This window comes from Shewanella yunxiaonensis, from assembly GCF_018223345.1.
Lineage (GTDB): Bacteria > Pseudomonadota > Gammaproteobacteria > Enterobacterales > Shewanellaceae > Shewanella > Shewanella yunxiaonensis.
Map to the genome: position 1 here is coordinate 1,971,768 of NZ_CP073587.1, position 15,698 is coordinate 1,987,465.

13 protein-coding genes and 3 tRNA genes are annotated in these 15,698 nt (G+C 45.0%); 6 read left to right on the top strand and 10 right to left on the bottom strand.

Annotation, left to right across the window (positions count from 1 at the left end; genetic code table 11):
* Positions 1-76 precede the first annotated feature (76 nt).
* Positions 77-541 (bottom strand): hypothetical protein, encoded by a 465-nt coding sequence (locus KDN34_RS09035; protein ID WP_212593491.1) that lies wholly within the window; start codon positions 539-541, stop codon positions 77-79.
* A gap of 129 nt (positions 542-670) precedes the next feature.
* Here KDN34_RS09035 and dgt point away from each other — a divergent pair, with 129 nt between their 5' ends.
* Entirely contained in the window at positions 671-2,125 is a 1,455-nt protein-coding gene (gene dgt / locus KDN34_RS09040) for a dGTPase (protein ID WP_212593492.1), read from the top strand.
* An 11-nt stretch (positions 2,126-2,136) separates the two neighbouring features.
* Here the strand turns inward: dgt and KDN34_RS09045 are convergent, their stop codons facing one another.
* Positions 2,137-2,409 (bottom strand): hypothetical protein, encoded by a 273-nt coding sequence (locus tag KDN34_RS09045; RefSeq protein WP_212593493.1) that lies wholly within the window; start codon positions 2,407-2,409, stop codon positions 2,137-2,139.
* A 418-nt stretch (positions 2,410-2,827) separates the two neighbouring features.
* On the opposite strand from KDN34_RS09045, the gene KDN34_RS09050 reads away from it, so the two are divergent.
* Complete coding sequence (locus tag KDN34_RS09050) at positions 2,828-3,832, top strand: hypothetical protein (RefSeq protein WP_212593494.1); 1,005 nt, start codon at positions 2,828-2,830, stop codon at positions 3,830-3,832.
* A gap of 8 nt (positions 3,833-3,840) precedes the next feature.
* Here KDN34_RS09050 and KDN34_RS09055 read toward each other — a convergent pair whose 3' ends face one another.
* From KDN34_RS09055 to KDN34_RS09065, 3 genes are all read right to left on the bottom strand, one after another.
* Positions 3,841-4,530, bottom strand: coding sequence for an SDR family oxidoreductase (locus KDN34_RS09055; RefSeq protein WP_212593495.1), 690 nt, complete (start codon positions 4,528-4,530; stop codon positions 3,841-3,843).
* A gap of 145 nt (positions 4,531-4,675) precedes the next feature.
* Positions 4,676-5,455, bottom strand: coding sequence for a CLCA_X family protein (locus KDN34_RS09060; RefSeq protein WP_212593496.1), 780 nt, complete (start codon positions 5,453-5,455; stop codon positions 4,676-4,678).
* Positions 5,456-5,548: 93 nt separating this feature from the next.
* The gene (locus KDN34_RS09065; RefSeq protein ID WP_212593497.1) at positions 5,549-7,102 is read right to left on the bottom strand and encodes a methyl-accepting chemotaxis protein; all 1,554 of its coding nucleotides are present in this window, start codon (positions 7,100-7,102) and stop codon (positions 5,549-5,551) included.
* A gap of 416 nt (positions 7,103-7,518) precedes the next feature.
* On the opposite strand from KDN34_RS09065, the gene KDN34_RS09070 reads away from it, so the two are divergent.
* Positions 7,519-7,737: a hypothetical protein gene (locus KDN34_RS09070; protein ID WP_212593498.1), complete on the top strand. Its 219-nt coding sequence runs from the start codon at positions 7,519-7,521 to the stop codon at positions 7,735-7,737.
* Between the two features lie 162 nt (positions 7,738-7,899).
* Here KDN34_RS09070 and KDN34_RS09075 read toward each other — a convergent pair whose 3' ends face one another.
* Positions 7,900-9,549: an amidohydrolase gene (locus tag KDN34_RS09075; protein ID WP_407695766.1), complete on the bottom strand. Its 1,650-nt coding sequence runs from the start codon at positions 9,547-9,549 to the stop codon at positions 7,900-7,902.
* 395 nt (positions 9,550-9,944) lie between these two features.
* On the opposite strand from KDN34_RS09075, the gene KDN34_RS09080 reads away from it, so the two are divergent.
* Positions 9,945-10,340: a DUF3718 domain-containing protein gene (locus tag KDN34_RS09080; protein WP_212593499.1), complete on the top strand. Its 396-nt coding sequence runs from the start codon at positions 9,945-9,947 to the stop codon at positions 10,338-10,340.
* Positions 10,341-11,456: 1,116 nt separating this feature from the next.
* On the opposite strand, the gene KDN34_RS09085 is transcribed toward KDN34_RS09080, so the two are convergent.
* From KDN34_RS09085 to KDN34_RS09100, 4 genes are all read right to left on the bottom strand, one after another.
* Positions 11,457-11,543: transfer RNA gene (locus KDN34_RS09085), tRNA-Leu, on the bottom strand.
* Positions 11,544-11,554: 11 nt separating this feature from the next.
* Positions 11,555-11,628 (bottom strand) — tRNA-Cys (locus tag KDN34_RS09090).
* 5 nt (positions 11,629-11,633) lie between these two features.
* A tRNA-Gly gene (locus tag KDN34_RS09095) sits at positions 11,634-11,709 on the bottom strand.
* Positions 11,710-11,909: 200 nt separating this feature from the next.
* Positions 11,910-13,352 (bottom strand): glyceraldehyde-3-phosphate dehydrogenase, encoded by a 1,443-nt coding sequence (locus KDN34_RS09100; protein ID WP_212593500.1) that lies wholly within the window; start codon positions 13,350-13,352, stop codon positions 11,910-11,912.
* Positions 13,353-13,597: 245 nt separating this feature from the next.
* Between KDN34_RS09100 and KDN34_RS09105 the strand changes: the two genes are divergently transcribed.
* Both KDN34_RS09105 and gap read left to right on the top strand, forming a co-directional pair.
* Entirely contained in the window at positions 13,598-14,431 is an 834-nt protein-coding gene (locus KDN34_RS09105) for a DUF2989 domain-containing protein (RefSeq protein WP_228730479.1), read from the top strand.
* A 211-nt stretch (positions 14,432-14,642) separates the two neighbouring features.
* On the top strand, positions 14,643-15,653 hold the full coding sequence (gene gap, locus KDN34_RS09110; RefSeq protein ID WP_212593502.1) for a type I glyceraldehyde-3-phosphate dehydrogenase: 1,011 nt from the start codon (positions 14,643-14,645) through the stop codon (positions 15,651-15,653).
* The last annotated feature ends 45 nt before the right edge of the window (positions 15,654-15,698 follow it).

Consider the following 15,698-nt stretch of genomic DNA (forward strand, 5'->3'; position numbering starts at 1 on the left):
AGTTAACCACGGCATCGGCCAGATTGCAGCTACAAATCAATGATTCTCACAGTTTGTTACAAGTTAACAGATACGATTATTTTGCTATTGGCGAGTAAACGGTTGATTTATCAATACACCAGCCGCCTTTGCCCTCAGGCTTGTCCTGCGGAAAACCGGTGAACAGCTTATTATCAGCGGTATGTTGTAATACCAGCGGTTTAGGCTGGGTTTTGTCATCCCAATATAAGGTCAGCATTAATGCTTCGCCGCCATCACAGGTGTTCAGATGTGCATCAGCCACTTCTGCGTAAGCGCTACCATGATATTCACTAATCGTCGGCTCCTGACACTGAGTATTGTCATATAACCGAGCATCACTGCGATAAGTGTCTTTGCCAAATTCCATCGTGAATTCTTTACTTTTTGCCCCATCAACAATGCAACCACTGCTCCAACTACCGAATAAAGGCAGTTGCTTGGCCTTCTGATGCTGCCAACCGAAAACACCAAGTAAGACTAATGCAACGACAGCCACCGCAATCACAATAGTTTTAGACATCTATGCGCGCTCCTATGCTGAAAAATTAAGGCGCTGTGACAATACCACAGATTGGTTTAGACTGGGGACATAGGAAATAAATTATCTTTCTCTAAAAGATCAGTTAGATATCTACTACTCGGGATCACCATGGCAAATGTCGATTTCTCTCGCCGCATCACCGTTGCACGCCCATACAACATGCGCAACCAAGACAACAGTGATACTAGGCAAGCACTGCAACATGCATTTGAAAGCGATCGAGGCCGCATTATCAATTCAGCTGCCATCCGCAGATTACAACAAAAGACCCAAGTATTTCCGCTGGAACGTAATGCCGCGGTAAGAAGTCGTCTCACGCATTCACTCGAAGTACAGCAAACCGGACGTTTTATCGTACAAAAGATTTTTGAATATCTATTAGCTCAGCAGCATTCCTTAAGCCAACTGGGCCTTAATAATATGGAACGCTCTCTAGAAACGTTGGTAGAAATGGCTTGTCTGATGCACGATGTCGGTAATCCGCCCTTTGGTCATTTTGGTGAAGCGGCGATAAGTGACTGGTTCCAATCGCACATCAACACCATAGCGCCTGCCGACTTCACTAGTAATAGTGGCCTCGTCCGCGACATCAGCCATTTTGAAGGCAATGCTCAGGGATTACGGCTGATGCACACGTTGCTGGGTTTAAATCTCACTTATAGTCAGTTGGCTGGCATTCTGAAGTACACTCGTTGCGGCTCTCTGGACCAAGCCGACATTCCTAAAAGTAAGTCTTACTTGATGAAAAAAGTCGGATATTATGAAAGTGAACGGTCTGTGGTAAACGCCATCTACCAGACTTTGAATATGCCTAAAGATAGTCGCCATCCGGTCAGCTATATCATGGAGGCGGCGGATGACATTTCATATTGTTTGGCCGATATCGAAGATGCCGTCGAAAAAGATGTCATTTCTCTCACCTATTTACAACGACAACTTGCTGAAGAATATCCGCAGCAATGCCAGAAAATGCAGTTACCCTCAACGCATCATGTGCTGATGAACGATGCTATCAGTTATGCGCAAACTGCGGCAGATAAGAATGGTATTAATCCGCAAAGCCAGTTTTTCACTTTCTTGCGTGTGAAACTGATCCATCCATTGGTTGAGCACGCCGCGCAGCGATTTGTCGACAATCTGGACATTATTTTCAATGGCGAATTAAACCAGCCATTGTTGGAAGATAACGGCTACCAACATGCCATTACCGAATCATTAAAGCAGGTCGCGTTTCGAGAAGTTTTCAGCCATAAAGAAGTTGAACAGATGGAATTACGCGGGTATCGCATCGTCAGCACGTTACTAGATTGCTATAAGCCACTGTTAACGCTAACCGCAGAGGGCTTTGGCGAGCTAATGGCCGGTACCGCTAAAGGCTGCTTAATTGAGAAACGATTACTGAAAAGATTACCCCCCAAGCATCTCGCAACATATAGACGCTCAGTTGCTGAGCCCCAGTTACCAGAGTTCTATCATCGCTGCCGGCTGATACAGGATTATATCAGCGGCATGACCGACGAATTTGCGTTGGATGAATATCGATTATTGATGGCGTTAGATTGATCGCGTCTTCGTTAACTACGCCGAATGCGAACTACGCGCATGGTTTCCATCTCAAACCCCGCCACTAATGTTGTTTGCGGATAATAATCGAGCGTGACTTGCGCCCCTTTCAAACTGCGGTATTTTTTCGGACGTCTGAAACGAAATGGTATTTCACAATTCTTGACCATCAAGGTATGTTGAACCCATTCGCCTTCATCTCTTTGGGTGTGTGACAATACTGTACAACGCTCTGTATGGATCAGTGCAGGATGCTGCTCTTGGGATAAGTCAGAAATACTCATTATACTTTACCTCCCGAAACCGTTTTCTGACGTAAAATCAGGCATTAATAGCCCATTTTCTGCCATAAATGACAGCCGCTAGGCAAATTCCGGCGGCAAACAACAACCCTCGTTGCGATAAACAGGGAATCAAAATGTTGTTACCGGAATATCCTAACGGTGTGGCCGCATAGGCGTTGCAATCGCAATGTTTACGACCGAATGTGATTGGTTATTGTAGCAAATTTAACCAGCTTTTGTGCCAATACCCCCAAATTTGTTGGTAATTAAGCATATCCTTATGATTAGTTACTGGTTTTTCATGGCGACAAAAGTGTTCATGCATTAGATTTGATACAAAGTTGTTATTGCCAATTATCCGCCAACAAACAACTATGCTCAGACAAAATCAGGCATTTCAACGGCGTTCGAGGGTGCTATGGGGATTGCAGATTTAAAACGGAATTTAACTGGCCAACTTGAAAATCTTTACCAAAAAACTCAGGCATTATTGAATGCGCCAGCGCCATATTGGCAAAAGTTATCTAATGCACAGCGCGTTTATTGTTTTGCCCTGGTCAGTTTGTTTTTCTACAACGACCACCCATTCGTCACTGTTTGTCTTACTGTAACCGCATTGCTTATTGAGTTCTGGCCACTATTTACTCGGATGTGGCATTCACTAGCGGGGAAAGCGGTAATTCTGCTGTTCTATGCGATCATTGCGAATTTTTCCTTAGCCGATAGCGCATCTATTGTTAATGATGTGACTGGGGTGTCAAGCACACATTTTAATTACACCCACAACTTCACCCTGTTACTGGAGTTACCCATCTGGGCAGTAGTCATTAGTGCGATCGTGCTACTGGTGATGCAGCTCATCATTCCGTTCTATCTTCTGCTGTTATTAGGACTGAAATTGCTGGGGTTAGTTGGACTTAAATGGCAGTTTAAAAATGCCTATCCCGGGATGACTGCAACCGTGCGTCTGGTCCTCTCTGCATTGGTGCTGGTACATCTTCTAATGTTGTTTGGCGACGGCAAGGCACTTGAACAAAAGCTTGGCGATATGAAGTTGAATCTTAATATTGCTCAAGACGAAACAAAGACAATCAGCCATCAACAACCTGCGGGGGCAGTAGCTGCAGCAGAGGAAGTGCCTTTACCGTCATCAGCAGATAAGGAACATGATTACAGCATGTTGCTGCAACGTTATCAGCATTGGGTCCGCGCCAGTGTGGCGTTTTTTGCATATAATTTTGAAGCTGACAGTAAAAGCCGTTGTGAAAAGCCAGAAACCGCACATAGCGTGGAATTAAATGATTATGAGTTACTGCTGCTCACCCCTGATAAGCAGCAAGCTTTTGGCTACCGTTTTAGTGTTATTCCTTGTAAATCGGCAGTCTTTCCTCTAACGGCGAGCCCACCGATGTCAATTAAGTAAGCCAAGGGTTACCAGGCAAGATGCTTGCCCTGATAATCAAAAAATTTGCCACTGTCTTGGGGCTGCAATTGCTCCAATAGTGATTTAATTCCTTGCGCAGAAGTATCAGCATCAATCAGACCGTGTGGCCCGCCCATATCGGTGCGCACCCAACCGGGATGGAGCACCACAGCCTTAATTCCGTCGGCCGCCAAGTCTAACGCCAAACTTTTACTGGCAGCATTAAGCGCTGCTTTCGAAGAACGATAAAGATAACCACCACCACTTTGATTATCCTCGATACTGCCCATTTTTGAGCTGATATTCGCTACCGTGCCTTTGGCTAAACGCAAATTAGGCAAAAAGGCTTCCGTCACTTTTATTGGCGCAATAGCATTTATCTCCATAACTTTACGCCACTCATCAACCGGAATGTCACCTAACAAAACGGCATTGGGACCATAATAGCCTGCATTATTGATCAGCAGATCGATGGGGCGATCACTAAGCTCATGAGCGAGATCTGATAGCGCATCATAATCCGTAACATCTAACTGATAGACTTCAAGACCAGGATTATCGCTAATCAGGTACAGCAGATCATCTGCCTGTGCTGGGTCTCGACAACATGCTACAACATCCCAGCCAGCAGCCAAGTACAGCTCGGTCAGTGCTAATCCTATGCCGCGGTTGGCGCCGGTAATCAACAGTTGTGGCATGTAATCTCCTCTTCAGTAAAAACGTAACTTCACGTGAATAGTCTTGTGCTAATTGTTAGCATTGTGTGACAACGGCACCCAAACGGTCAACTCCGAAGTTATAGGTATAAGTGCAAAAAACTGTAAGAATTCAAACGATATTGCATTAAGCCGAGAGCATTTTTCCGAGCAGCTGAAAATACTGCTGAATCGCGGCAAAAATATCAGGCAAAACATCAAGCGCTGGATAAGCTGGTTTTTCGTGCGCTAAAACATCCTGCGTACCCGATACCAGATATTGATTACGTATCGGCGCACAATGCGCAATCGCAGATTCAAACGCTCGCGCCATTAACTCCGTCGGTCGAGAAAAATAGTAGATACCGTGCGCTTTATCCAGTGTCACAGACTGCTGAACATACACACTGGGATTTGCACCGTTGTCGCGCAAAAGCACGGTTTGCAGTAACGATGCTAACGCTTCGTTCAGCGGATGTTTCTTAAGCGGATACTCCTGCAACCACAAGTCACTGGCAAAGCTAATGGCGAGATCAGGGGGTGTCACAAAAGCAGCTGATGCTAAGTGGTGATCCAGGGCGTGCCAGAATTCATGGGCTAAAGCACCTGCCCCAGCATTTTTAGCTAAGGCCAAAGTGCGACTGCCTGGCGCATAGTGTGCTTGTACGCCTTTTTGTCCGCCGATACCAAAATCCAGATTCAGCGATTGTCTGAGCCCAAGAGTATTGGGTGGCACATTTAAGATAAACGCCAAATCCGCCAGTGAATCAAAAATCAGATTTGCAGCAATCTGCGATTCTTCATCAGACACCCAACGGCCGACTCTCACTGACGCAAAGCCAAAGGTATCTCTTACCGTAAGGAATGACTGTGGCTCACCGAAACGATAGTCAGGCCCCTGGCGGAGGTAACGGGTATGCGTTAACACACTAACAGCACTCGTATAGAAGACCGAAATTTATGATCGCATAGATTGATATCAATGGAAAAGACCAGGATGCAGCCCTTTCCATTTATAACATTAACGGGCGAAGCGCTTGACGGTTTCCAGCAGGTTATGCGCAATTTGTTTAAGATTGTGGATCCGCGATGAAGCCCCTACCGCATCTTCCTGACTGCTGTGCGCCATGACTGAGATATTGTGGATTTGTTGGTTGATATCTTCAGAAACGTGAGCCTGTTCTTCTACTGCAGATGCCATCTGTACTGCCATCTGTGAAATATTATCCAGCTCAGACGCGATACCGCAGAGCAAATTTTCACTATCTTTAACCCGGTCTAGCCCTGTCTGTGCTTTTCCCTGCCCTTGTTGAGCAACATGTACAGCAATACTGGCGCGATCGGCTAGTTCCTTGATAATTCCGTGGATCTCTTTGGTAGATTCTTGAGTACGGCTCGCCAGCGAACGAACTTCATCGGCAACGACAGCAAAGCCTCTTCCCTGTTCACCGGCCCGAGCGGCCTCAATCGCTGCATTTAATGCGAGTAAATTGGTTTGTTCCGCTATCTGTTGGATCATCTGCGCCACTGATGCAATGTTGTCTGTTTGCTCTGACACACTGGCCACAGAACGTGAGATATCATCGACGACGCTTCTCACATCTTCAATCGCTTCACTGGTTTTGCTGGCAACATCTTTGGCTTCTGTTGCGAGCGTTGTCGAACGACGGACACGATCACTCGTCTCAGATACATGGCGTGAGACTTCAGTGATGGTTGTAGTCATTTGATTCATGGCGGTAGCCACTAATTCCGTTTCTTGATGTTGGCTGGCTAAAGTCGCCTGAGTACGCTCGGTTAGCCTTACAGACGCATTTGTTTCATCCACCATAATCGTGGCAGCATGCTCCATTCTCGTTAACACAGTATTGAGATGCGCTCTTTCACTTAAAATCGCGACTTTAATCTTACCGAGTAAATTACGTTGCTCGGTATAACTCTGGACCGCTAATGGATCATCAAATCCGCCAGACAACAACTCCATCAAACTGTTGTAGATCTGCTGCTTTGATATATTGACCAATATTGCGTAGATAATAAAAGACACCGACAGCACGGTTTCAGAAATGCTGCTATGTCCGGCAAAAAACAACACCGTGCATAACGTAACGGCAAGCAAGATAAAAATATTCTCGAAGCTTATTAATCGCTGCCGCTTAAGCCCTTTCCCCGCATTAAGACGGCGGTAAAGCGTCTCGCATCTTTCTACATCTTGCCGTTTCGCCATAGTGCGAACGGATTGAAACCCAATCACTTTGCCGTTATCAGTCATTGGGGTGACATATGCATTTACCCAATAAAAATCGCCATTTTTACAGCGATTTTTGACAATGCCCATCCAGGGTTTGCCTTGTTTGAGATAACTCCACATATTACGAAAAGCTTCTGGCGGCATATCGGGATGACGAACCAAATTATGTGGTTGACCAACAAGTTCCTCTCTGGAATAGCCGCTGATATCGATAAATTCCTGATTACAATCGGTAATAATGCCGCTGAGATCTGTGACGGAAATAAGCTTTTGCTCAACACCAAAAGTTTGCTCTCGATCGGTCACGGGTAAATTCTTTCTCATAGTGCTTTCAGTCCTTTGAATGACTTAAGGGGAACCACGCTTCTGGCGATGCATCAGTACCACAAGTATTAATCAACTTTGTCCAGCTTCAACTTGTTGAACAAAATGTTTTAATGTTTCCAGCCAATCCAGCGCTGGTCATCGTGCGTTAACCGGACAAACGCGAGTTAACCGCTCATTAACATTTTCCATTGCTAATATACTGAATTAATAAATCCCTACCTAGAAAAACTCGTATCGTTGGTACTACATGCTTAAATATTCGCCCCTTTAGGTTATACCTTAGTACCATACCGCCTCGGCTACCTAACTGATAAATTTATCCCGTAAATGATCATCAGCTTTTGAATTTTCATCGGCAGTTTTTAAAAGGCTCTACACTTAAAAATACGATAAGCGCGCGTGGGGAAGTTAACATGACTTGTGCATTAGAGTTGAAGTATCCGCAGGAAGGACCTGAGCGCCTAGAAGCGTTATTGTCATACCTGGACAACTGGTATCAATACCAACATGATATTGATTCCCATACGATTAAAATTTCAGTCACACCGGATTCGGTTAAAAGTGACTTATTTATCCTGAAATCTCACTTCCCGTGGCTACCCGTTGAGAACTTTGTCGTAATGAATAAATGACCGTCACAATCCCACGACATAATGGTCCTGTTTTTAGCCGATTTTAAAGTTATGGATTATCAGCAGCCTGAGTTTTGCGATTAGGAATCCCCTTCCCCTCGATGTGGTGACAGCTAAGCAAGTCATTTGCGGTTCGAAAATTTCCGAACCGCAAGTATCGCATTATTTTTGATATACGCGCTTACCGGCAATCCAAGTCGACAGCACTTGAGTCTTCCATATATCGGATGCTGGCACTTCAAAAATATCCTGATCCACCAGAATAAAATCCGCCCATTTCCCAGGGGTTAAACTACCGATTTTATCTTCCATATGCGCGCCATATGCCGCATCCTGAGTAAAGCCTTTAAACGCCTGTAAGCGAGTCATTTTCTGTTCAGGATACCAGCCATTGACAGGCTGATTGTTGCGGTCTTGCCGGGTAATAGCCGCATGTAATCCATAAAAAGGATTAGCGAGTTCTACCGGAAAATCTGATCCCAGCGGCATATGCACGCCACTTTTAAGCAGTGTCTGCCAGGCATACGCGCCAACCATTCGGGCTTTACCCAACCGATCTTCTGCCATATTCATATCACTGGTTGCATGGGTGGGCTGCATTGATGGCAGCACACCTAGTTCCGCAAATTTACGCAAATCTTCCGGCGCAATAACCTGAGCATGTTCAATGCGATTACGCAAATCTTTGCCGCCAATCCGGGAGAACGTATCAGCAAATTGTTGTAATGCTAAATGATTCGCACGATCGCCAATCGCATGAATATTTAACTGAAACCCCGCGCCAATAATCTGGTCAAACAAGGGCTTAAATTTTTCAGGTTCCGTCACCATTAACCCATTCTGATGGGGGGCATCATGATAAGGAGCAAGCATTGCAGCACCGCGACTACCTAACGCGCCGTCAGCAAAAACCTTAACACTGCGAATCGTTAGAAAATCATCAACACTGTATATTTCACCGTTCGCCAGCATTTCTGACAAATCTGGGTCCGTTGCAGCAACCATGGCATAAATGCGTAATGGCAGTTGCTGAGCGACTTCTTTGGCAAGATAAAAGTCATATACGTCATGACCAATGCCAGCATCTTGCATTGCTGTAACTCCAAGGGATAACAGATGCGGGCCGGCTGCGTTGAGCATTTGCTGGAACTGTTGCGGGCCATCCTTGGGCATTACCGCGTTGACCAGATCCATTGCGTTGTCAACCAGTACCCCGGTCGCATCACCTTTTGCATCCCTGATAATCTGTCCGCCAGCAGGATCTGGGGTGTCTTTGGTAATGCCAGTTAACGCAAGTGCTTGGCTATTGATCCAAACGGCATGGCCATCGACTCGGGAAAGGACAACGGGATGTTCAGCCATGGCTTTATCTAATATCGCAGCTGTTGGGAAACGACGATCCGGCCACAACTCCTGATTCCACCCACTACCAGTAATCCACTGCTGCTCTGGATGTGCTTTAGCATATTGAGTCACAAGTTTAGCGGCATCCTTTGCGCTGCTAGCATCCCGCACATCAACTTGCAACAATGAAGCCCCTAGCATCAGCAGATGTCCATGGGCATCAATCAACCCCGGAAGCATAATCTTTTGCTTGCCATCAATACGCACAGCATCTTGCGGAATGTGTTGCGGGTCTAGCGATGCTATCTTGCCGTCTGCAATCAATGCCGCACTAAACTGTTGCAAACGCCCCTTTTCATTCAGCGTATACCCCTTAACGTTGGTGATGAGGGTTGTATTGGCCTGTACACTCAATGTAAACAGCCCCAATCCCAGAAAGGTCGAAAACAACCATTTCATGCTTTTCATCGCTACCCCCGGTCGCAAAATATCATCTTGTAATGTTAACTGTTTGCCAGCGGACCAATACACGCCACTGTTACAATTTATCCTTACAATACAGCATTAAACGCAGAAACAAAGGTGTTTTAAATACAATTACACAACATTTTATCTACTTTTAAATTTTGTTTACGCAGAAGAGCATGTAGTGAAATAGGCCGCCAGATTACGAACGTATAATTAATACTTCATCAACTGGTATGACTACATGCGCTGACAATACAAACCTACAATTACCTTAAGAAAATGGAATTGCTTTAGGCGGATCCTGACAGGTTATCTAACCATCAATGTGTAAAGTTGGCTTGATACGACGACCGCTACGTAAGGCTTTGGACATTTTTATGCAGGAGGTAGGTAAAATGAACTCCTTCAAAATAGCAGGGTTGATATTAGCGGTAACGTTTACCAGCGCCATCAGCGCAAAAACCTATCAATTCATCGGTACCGACAATACACCAGAAACCCAGTTTTGCGTCAGTGTAGGAAATAATGATTTAGGTGAAATGAAGAGTAAGCTCATGCGATTGGGTCTGTCTGATTTTAGACGAAATATTAATTCACTTACTTGCAATGACCTCTCAGCAGCAAAATTTGCTGATAAATATCAAGCGTATAATACGTTCAGATACTTAAATATGCGTAGTTCAGGTAAAAACAGAGTAAAACCTACTGTCACCATTCGAGATATCTCTAGAGCAGAAAATACAAATGATACCTCAATAGAGGTGGTGTATGTTTCTGCCCACCTAAAATAAACCTGACGATAAAAAAGGAGCGATGCTCCTTTTTTATCTGTATTCATTCTGTTAACCGTTGCCACCCAAAAAACAAGCTCAGAAGAATTCCATATAAATAATTTAATAATCAATTAATTAGTCATTAATTTTAAATCTTCTTTAATTTTTCGCGGATAAACTTCACATGGGGGTTTATATCGATGTTAACTTGTTAACTGAATCACAGGGTTGGTATTGATGGTTGGCATTTTGGTGTAATCGGTTGGCAGATCACAGTTGTAAAATGTTAAAACTTTGACTACTGATGTATATTTTTTATCCGATACCCAGGACTAATGGACTATATGAATGGACTCAAAAATCAAAAAGCGGATGTTGCTGGTCCCATTAGCAATCGCGATAGCGGGCGCCATTGCCGGATTTTTTACGATCTATTTCATTGAGCATCAGTTGACCAACATGTTCCATGCAGTTTCAAAAGCCGACCTAAAATCCCACTTACCACATTTCGTGTACCTCATTTTCGCCTTCATCTTTGCATTACCAGGGCTCAAAGCTCTATTTTCTAACCTCATCACAGTAAGACGATGGAATTCTGGGCTTTCGCCGTCATGCCCCGTCTGTGGCTTTCCAATGATCCAACGCGTTGCTCATAGAGGACCATATCTCGGTCAACGTTTTTGGGGATGCTACCAGTACCCTAGGTGTTATGGCAAAATTCACCTCGGATGACTGTGAAACATCGGGGGTTTACAACCTAAGTTCAGCTAAATAGGCAAATAAATAAAAAGGCAGATTCAATGATCGCTGGAGTTCTGACAGAAGCAAAGCCCACGAAGCCACCAGCCTGCCCTTAGACTTCACCTTTCACGATCTCAAAGCCAAAGGCATTTCGGATATCGATGGCACTCTGCAAGAGAAGCAAGCAATATCTGGTCACAAGTCAGCAGGACAAACAGCCAGATATGATCGGAAGACTAAGCGTGTAAATACTGTCGGTAGCACACACAAATAGCCATCATGTTAGGAAATCATCTTATGAAAATGTTAGGAAATGAACTTTTTAGGAATTACAGGCATAAAAAAAGAGGCAAGCAATTTAGCTTAACCTCTTGATTTACTTATCGATGTAGGTGGTACCCGAGGCCGGACTTGAACCGGCACGCTGTAACCAGCGAGGGATTTTAAATCCCTTGTGTCTACCGATTCCACCACTCGGGCTCATCGATAAATGGAGGCGCGACCCGGAGTCGAACCGAGGTCCACGGATTTGCAATCCGCTGCATGACCACTCTGCCATCGCGCCTTTTTTGGAGCGACATACCGGGTTCGAACCGGTGACCTATACCTTGGCAAGGTATCGCTCTACCAACTGAGCTAATGTCGCATTCCTTCTGCATTCAGAGCTTTTGTCCTGACTGCGGTTTGGCATTCTACCGATTTAACCTAGGGAGTCAATCTGCATTTTGGCATTTTATTGCAATGCTGAATCGTATGCTGGCTATTTGGCCAATTGATTGATTTTCCCGTGCATTCAGTAACCAGTGGACGTCCTTGTCCACGGTATTCAGGTCTTACTTTTAAAGCTTATTTTTCAATTTTTGGCAAACTAACAAACTCTAAACCAAGCATCTTGCGCATTACGCCAACCACCTGGCAGCTGTAACCAAATTCGTTATCGTACCAAACGTACAGAATTGCACGATTGCCTTCGGCAATGGTGGCCTGAGAATCGACAACCCCGGCATAACGAGACCCGACTAAGTCGCTGGACACAATTTCGTGTGACTCAGTGAAGTCTACCTGATTTTGCAATTCAGATTGCAGTGCGATACCTCTCAGGTATTCGTTGATATCTTCTTTGCTCGTTTCTGTTTCCAGATTCAGACTCAGGATCGCCAATGATACGTTTGGTGTTGGAACACGAATGGCGTTACCAGTGAGTTTACCGGCTAATACAGGCAATGCTTTCGCAACAGCTTTGGCGGCACCAGTTTCAGTAATAACCATGTTCAGCGGAGCGCTGCGACCGCGACGATCGGCTTTGTGGTAATTGTCGATCAGGTTTTGGTCATTCGTGTAGGAGTGAATAGTTTCAACGTGACCATTCACAATGTGGTATTTGTCGTTGACAGCTTTCAATACTGGAGTAATGGCGTTCGTGGTACAGCTGGCAGCAGATACAATGATATCTTCTGGCAGGATGTCGTTGTCGTTGACACCATAAACAACGTTCTTGATGGCACCTTTAGCTGGTGCAGTCAGCAATACTTTGCTGGCACCTGGGCATTTCAGATGTTGTCCCAACCCGGCTTCATCTTTCCAGATACCGGTATTATCAACCACCAGCGCATCTTCGATGCCATATTTAGTGTAATCCACTTCATCGGGTGAATTAGCATAAATCACTTGGATGAATGTGCCGTTCGCGATAATGGCGTTATTTTCTTCATCCACTTCTACTGAGCCATTAAACGGACCGTGAACGGAATCGCGACGCAGCAGACTAGCACGTTTTTCCAAATCGCCAGCACGGCCACCACGAAGAACGATTGCGCGCAGACGTAATTTGTTGCTGCGGCCAGTACGCTCAATCAGTAAACGAGCTAATAAGCGACCAATTCGGCCAAAACCATAAAGCACTACGTTACGTGGTTCTACTTCATCCTGACAGGCAATCGCTTCTGCCAGTTCTTCTTTCATGTAACTTTCAATCGCTTCAGTACCAGTATGGTCAGCCCAATATTTTACGGCCAGCTTACCGATATCCACTTTACACTGTCTGACGGGCAACTTGCTGAGCGCTTCCAGGAATGGAAAACTTTCGCGCAACCGCAGTTTTTCACCAACATGGCGTCTTACCAGACGATGGGCTTTGATAATATCGATTGTGGAAGCGTTCAGTAACGGTTTGCCATAAACCACCACTTCAACGCCCTGATTACGGTACAATTTACCCAGCATCGGCTGCATAGCTTCAGCCAGTTCAAATCGTTCTTGCCAACTTTGCAGGTACTTATCAGCGCTCATTTACAGTTCCTTTAGGTCCCAATCTCCAAAAATGACAGGAAATGATTGAGTAACAAATAAAAACGACCAATAATCGGAACGATGACACCTATGCCAGCGTTTTTTGGTCGGCGCTATTTTAAAGAAATCTTGTTTAACAGGCCAGCTTCGAATTTTTGGCAAGCGTGTAGTTTTATTATATTTTTCAGGGTGAAAAGATGCTTTCAGGAAGAAATTTTGTATTAATTACATCATTTTCTACAATAATGCTGCTTTGTGGCTGTGACAGGCTCACTACAACAGCCAAAATCTGTAAGAATAATCCTGAAATTTGTATGGATTTGCATAAAGATGGCTGGTGTCGCTCGCAACGTTCTGAACTTGTTTCTGACCGACTGGAGGTCAAAGAGGCACCGTCCCCGACTGGTGAGCAGTTATATCGGCTACTGATCGCGACTGAAAAATACAATCGCTGTGTCTGGTTGGGCTCAGGTGTCAAACACATCGAGCATCAGGAGCGCAGCAATGATCGCGCGCGTGCATATGGTCTGAGTTCTCAAGCATTGAGCAAACTTGAAGATCAAATCAAAAATCGTCAGGAGCCGATACTGGTATTTTATCGCTGGAGTCGGCTTGGGGATGAATCAGCACTGGACATTCTGCTGCAACAAGAAGCCGAGCAGCGAGTGACCAGACCTGAAATACTGGCGGCGTTGGGCGGTTATTACCTGAAACGAGATTCGCAGAAAGCATTATCGCTATACCTCGATGCCATGCGCCGAGTATCAAAAGAAGAGTTTGACAGCGACTGGCTGTTGGGTGCAGCACAAGCTTATCTGCAGTTAGGCTTACCGCAACAAAGTTACTTAATGTCAAAAACCAATCTGCTTCTCAGTGATAATCCTGTCAATGAAACCCAGTTAAATGCGCTGGTAGGTGACAAACGACAAGTGGCCAAACTTAATGAAGATGCTAAAGCCTTAGCCAATACACTCAGCAGCGGCACATACGCCGATAGTCACTGGCCGGAACGCTTGCGACAAGCAGCAAAACCCGCCGCCCTATCGACGACGAATGATCAGAAATCGGAACAGCAATAACAGTCGTGACATCTTGGCGATTATCAACTATTACGCAAATTCCCTGCCAGTTAGTTATTCCTACATAATTTATTTTCATCAAATGGTAGATGAGATTAATTTTTGCTGAATTTACCCACAAATACTGCCAAAAACACGCTTTTCCCTTGACTGAATTATGCAGTTTTGTAATTTTATTACTAAATGATATTAATGGTCTGAGGGATGATTTATGACTATCCGCATCGCAATTAACGGCTATGGCCGTATCGGACGCAATGTACTGCGCGCGTTATATGAGAATGAAAAGCACTATCCCATTGAGATTGTTGCAATTAATGATCTGGGTGACTCAAGTATTAACGCGCACCTGACGAAATATGATTCGGTACATGGCCGGTTTAATGCCACCGTTGAACATGACGACGAAGCCATATATGTCAACGGCGATAAAATTCTGACCTATTCAGAACGTGATCCCGCCAATCTGCCATGGGCAGCACTCAATATTGATGTGGTATTCGAATGTACCGGAATTTTCACCTCTAAAGAAAGTGCTCAGCCTCATATTGATGCAGGTGCGAAAAAGGTGATCATTTCCGCCCCGGCAAAAAACGTGGATGCGACTGTAGTTTACGGTGTTAACAATCAAATTTTGACTGCTGATATGACCGTGATTTCCAACGCTTCATGCACCACTAACTGTCTTGCCCCCATCGCAAAACCACTCAACGATGCATTGGGGATTGAATCAGGGTTGATGACAACAATTCATTCCTACACCAATGATCAGCGCCTGTCAGATGTATACCATAAGGATTTACGACGCGCCCGCGCAGCAGCCTTGTCAATGATCCCCACCAAAACCGGAGCAGCGGCAGCAGTTGGGCTGGTAGTGCCAGAACTGCAGGGTAAATTTGATGGCTTGGCCGTCAGGGTTCCCACCGTCAATGTATCGCTAGTGGACCTGTCGTTTATTGCTTCTCGAGATACCAGTATTGAAGAAGTGAATGACATTGTTGCCAAAGCAGCACAACAGGCACCGATGAGTGAAGTGCTGGCAATCAATACTGAACCACTCGTTTCTATCGATTTTAATCATAACCCCTACTCTTCTAATTTTGATGCCACGCAAACACGTGTTAAGGGCCGCCTAGTGAAAGTGATGTCCTGGTACGATAACGAATGGGGTTTTAGTAATCGGATGCTAGATAATGCCGTGGCACTGATGAACGCCAAATAACGGTTCAATCAACGACAAAAAAAGGCCTGTGATATTGCAGGCCTT

Bases quoted from the DNA above. Each gene is read 5' to 3' on its own strand.
- KDN34_RS09035 (WP_212593491.1), bottom strand. From the start codon at position 541: ATGTCTAAAACTATTGTGATTGCGGTGGCTGTCGTTGCATTAGTCTTA.
- dgt (WP_212593492.1), top strand. From the start codon at position 671: ATGGCAAATGTCGATTTCTCTCGCCGCATCACCGTTGCACGCCCATAC.
- KDN34_RS09045 (WP_212593493.1), bottom strand. From the start codon at position 2,409: ATGAGTATTTCTGACTTATCCCAAGAGCAGCATCCTGCACTGATCCAT.
- KDN34_RS09050 (WP_212593494.1), top strand. From the start codon at position 2,828: ATGGGGATTGCAGATTTAAAACGGAATTTAACTGGCCAACTTGAAAAT.
- KDN34_RS09055 (WP_212593495.1), bottom strand. From the start codon at position 4,530: ATGCCACAACTGTTGATTACCGGCGCCAACCGCGGCATAGGATTAGCA.
- KDN34_RS09065 (WP_212593497.1), bottom strand. From the start codon at position 7,102: ATGAGAAAGAATTTACCCGTGACCGATCGAGAGCAAACTTTTGGTGTT.
- KDN34_RS09070 (WP_212593498.1), top strand. From the start codon at position 7,519: ATGACTTGTGCATTAGAGTTGAAGTATCCGCAGGAAGGACCTGAGCGC.
- KDN34_RS09075 (WP_407695766.1), bottom strand. From the start codon at position 9,549: ATGAAAAGCATGAAATGGTTGTTTTCGACCTTTCTGGGATTGGGGCTG.
- KDN34_RS09080 (WP_212593499.1), top strand. From the start codon at position 9,945: ATGAACTCCTTCAAAATAGCAGGGTTGATATTAGCGGTAACGTTTACC.
- KDN34_RS09100 (WP_212593500.1), bottom strand. From the start codon at position 13,352: ATGAGCGCTGATAAGTACCTGCAAAGTTGGCAAGAACGATTTGAACTG.
- KDN34_RS09105 (WP_228730479.1), top strand. From the start codon at position 13,598: ATGCTGCTTTGTGGCTGTGACAGGCTCACTACAACAGCCAAAATCTGT.
- gap (WP_212593502.1), top strand. From the start codon at position 14,643: ATGACTATCCGCATCGCAATTAACGGCTATGGCCGTATCGGACGCAAT.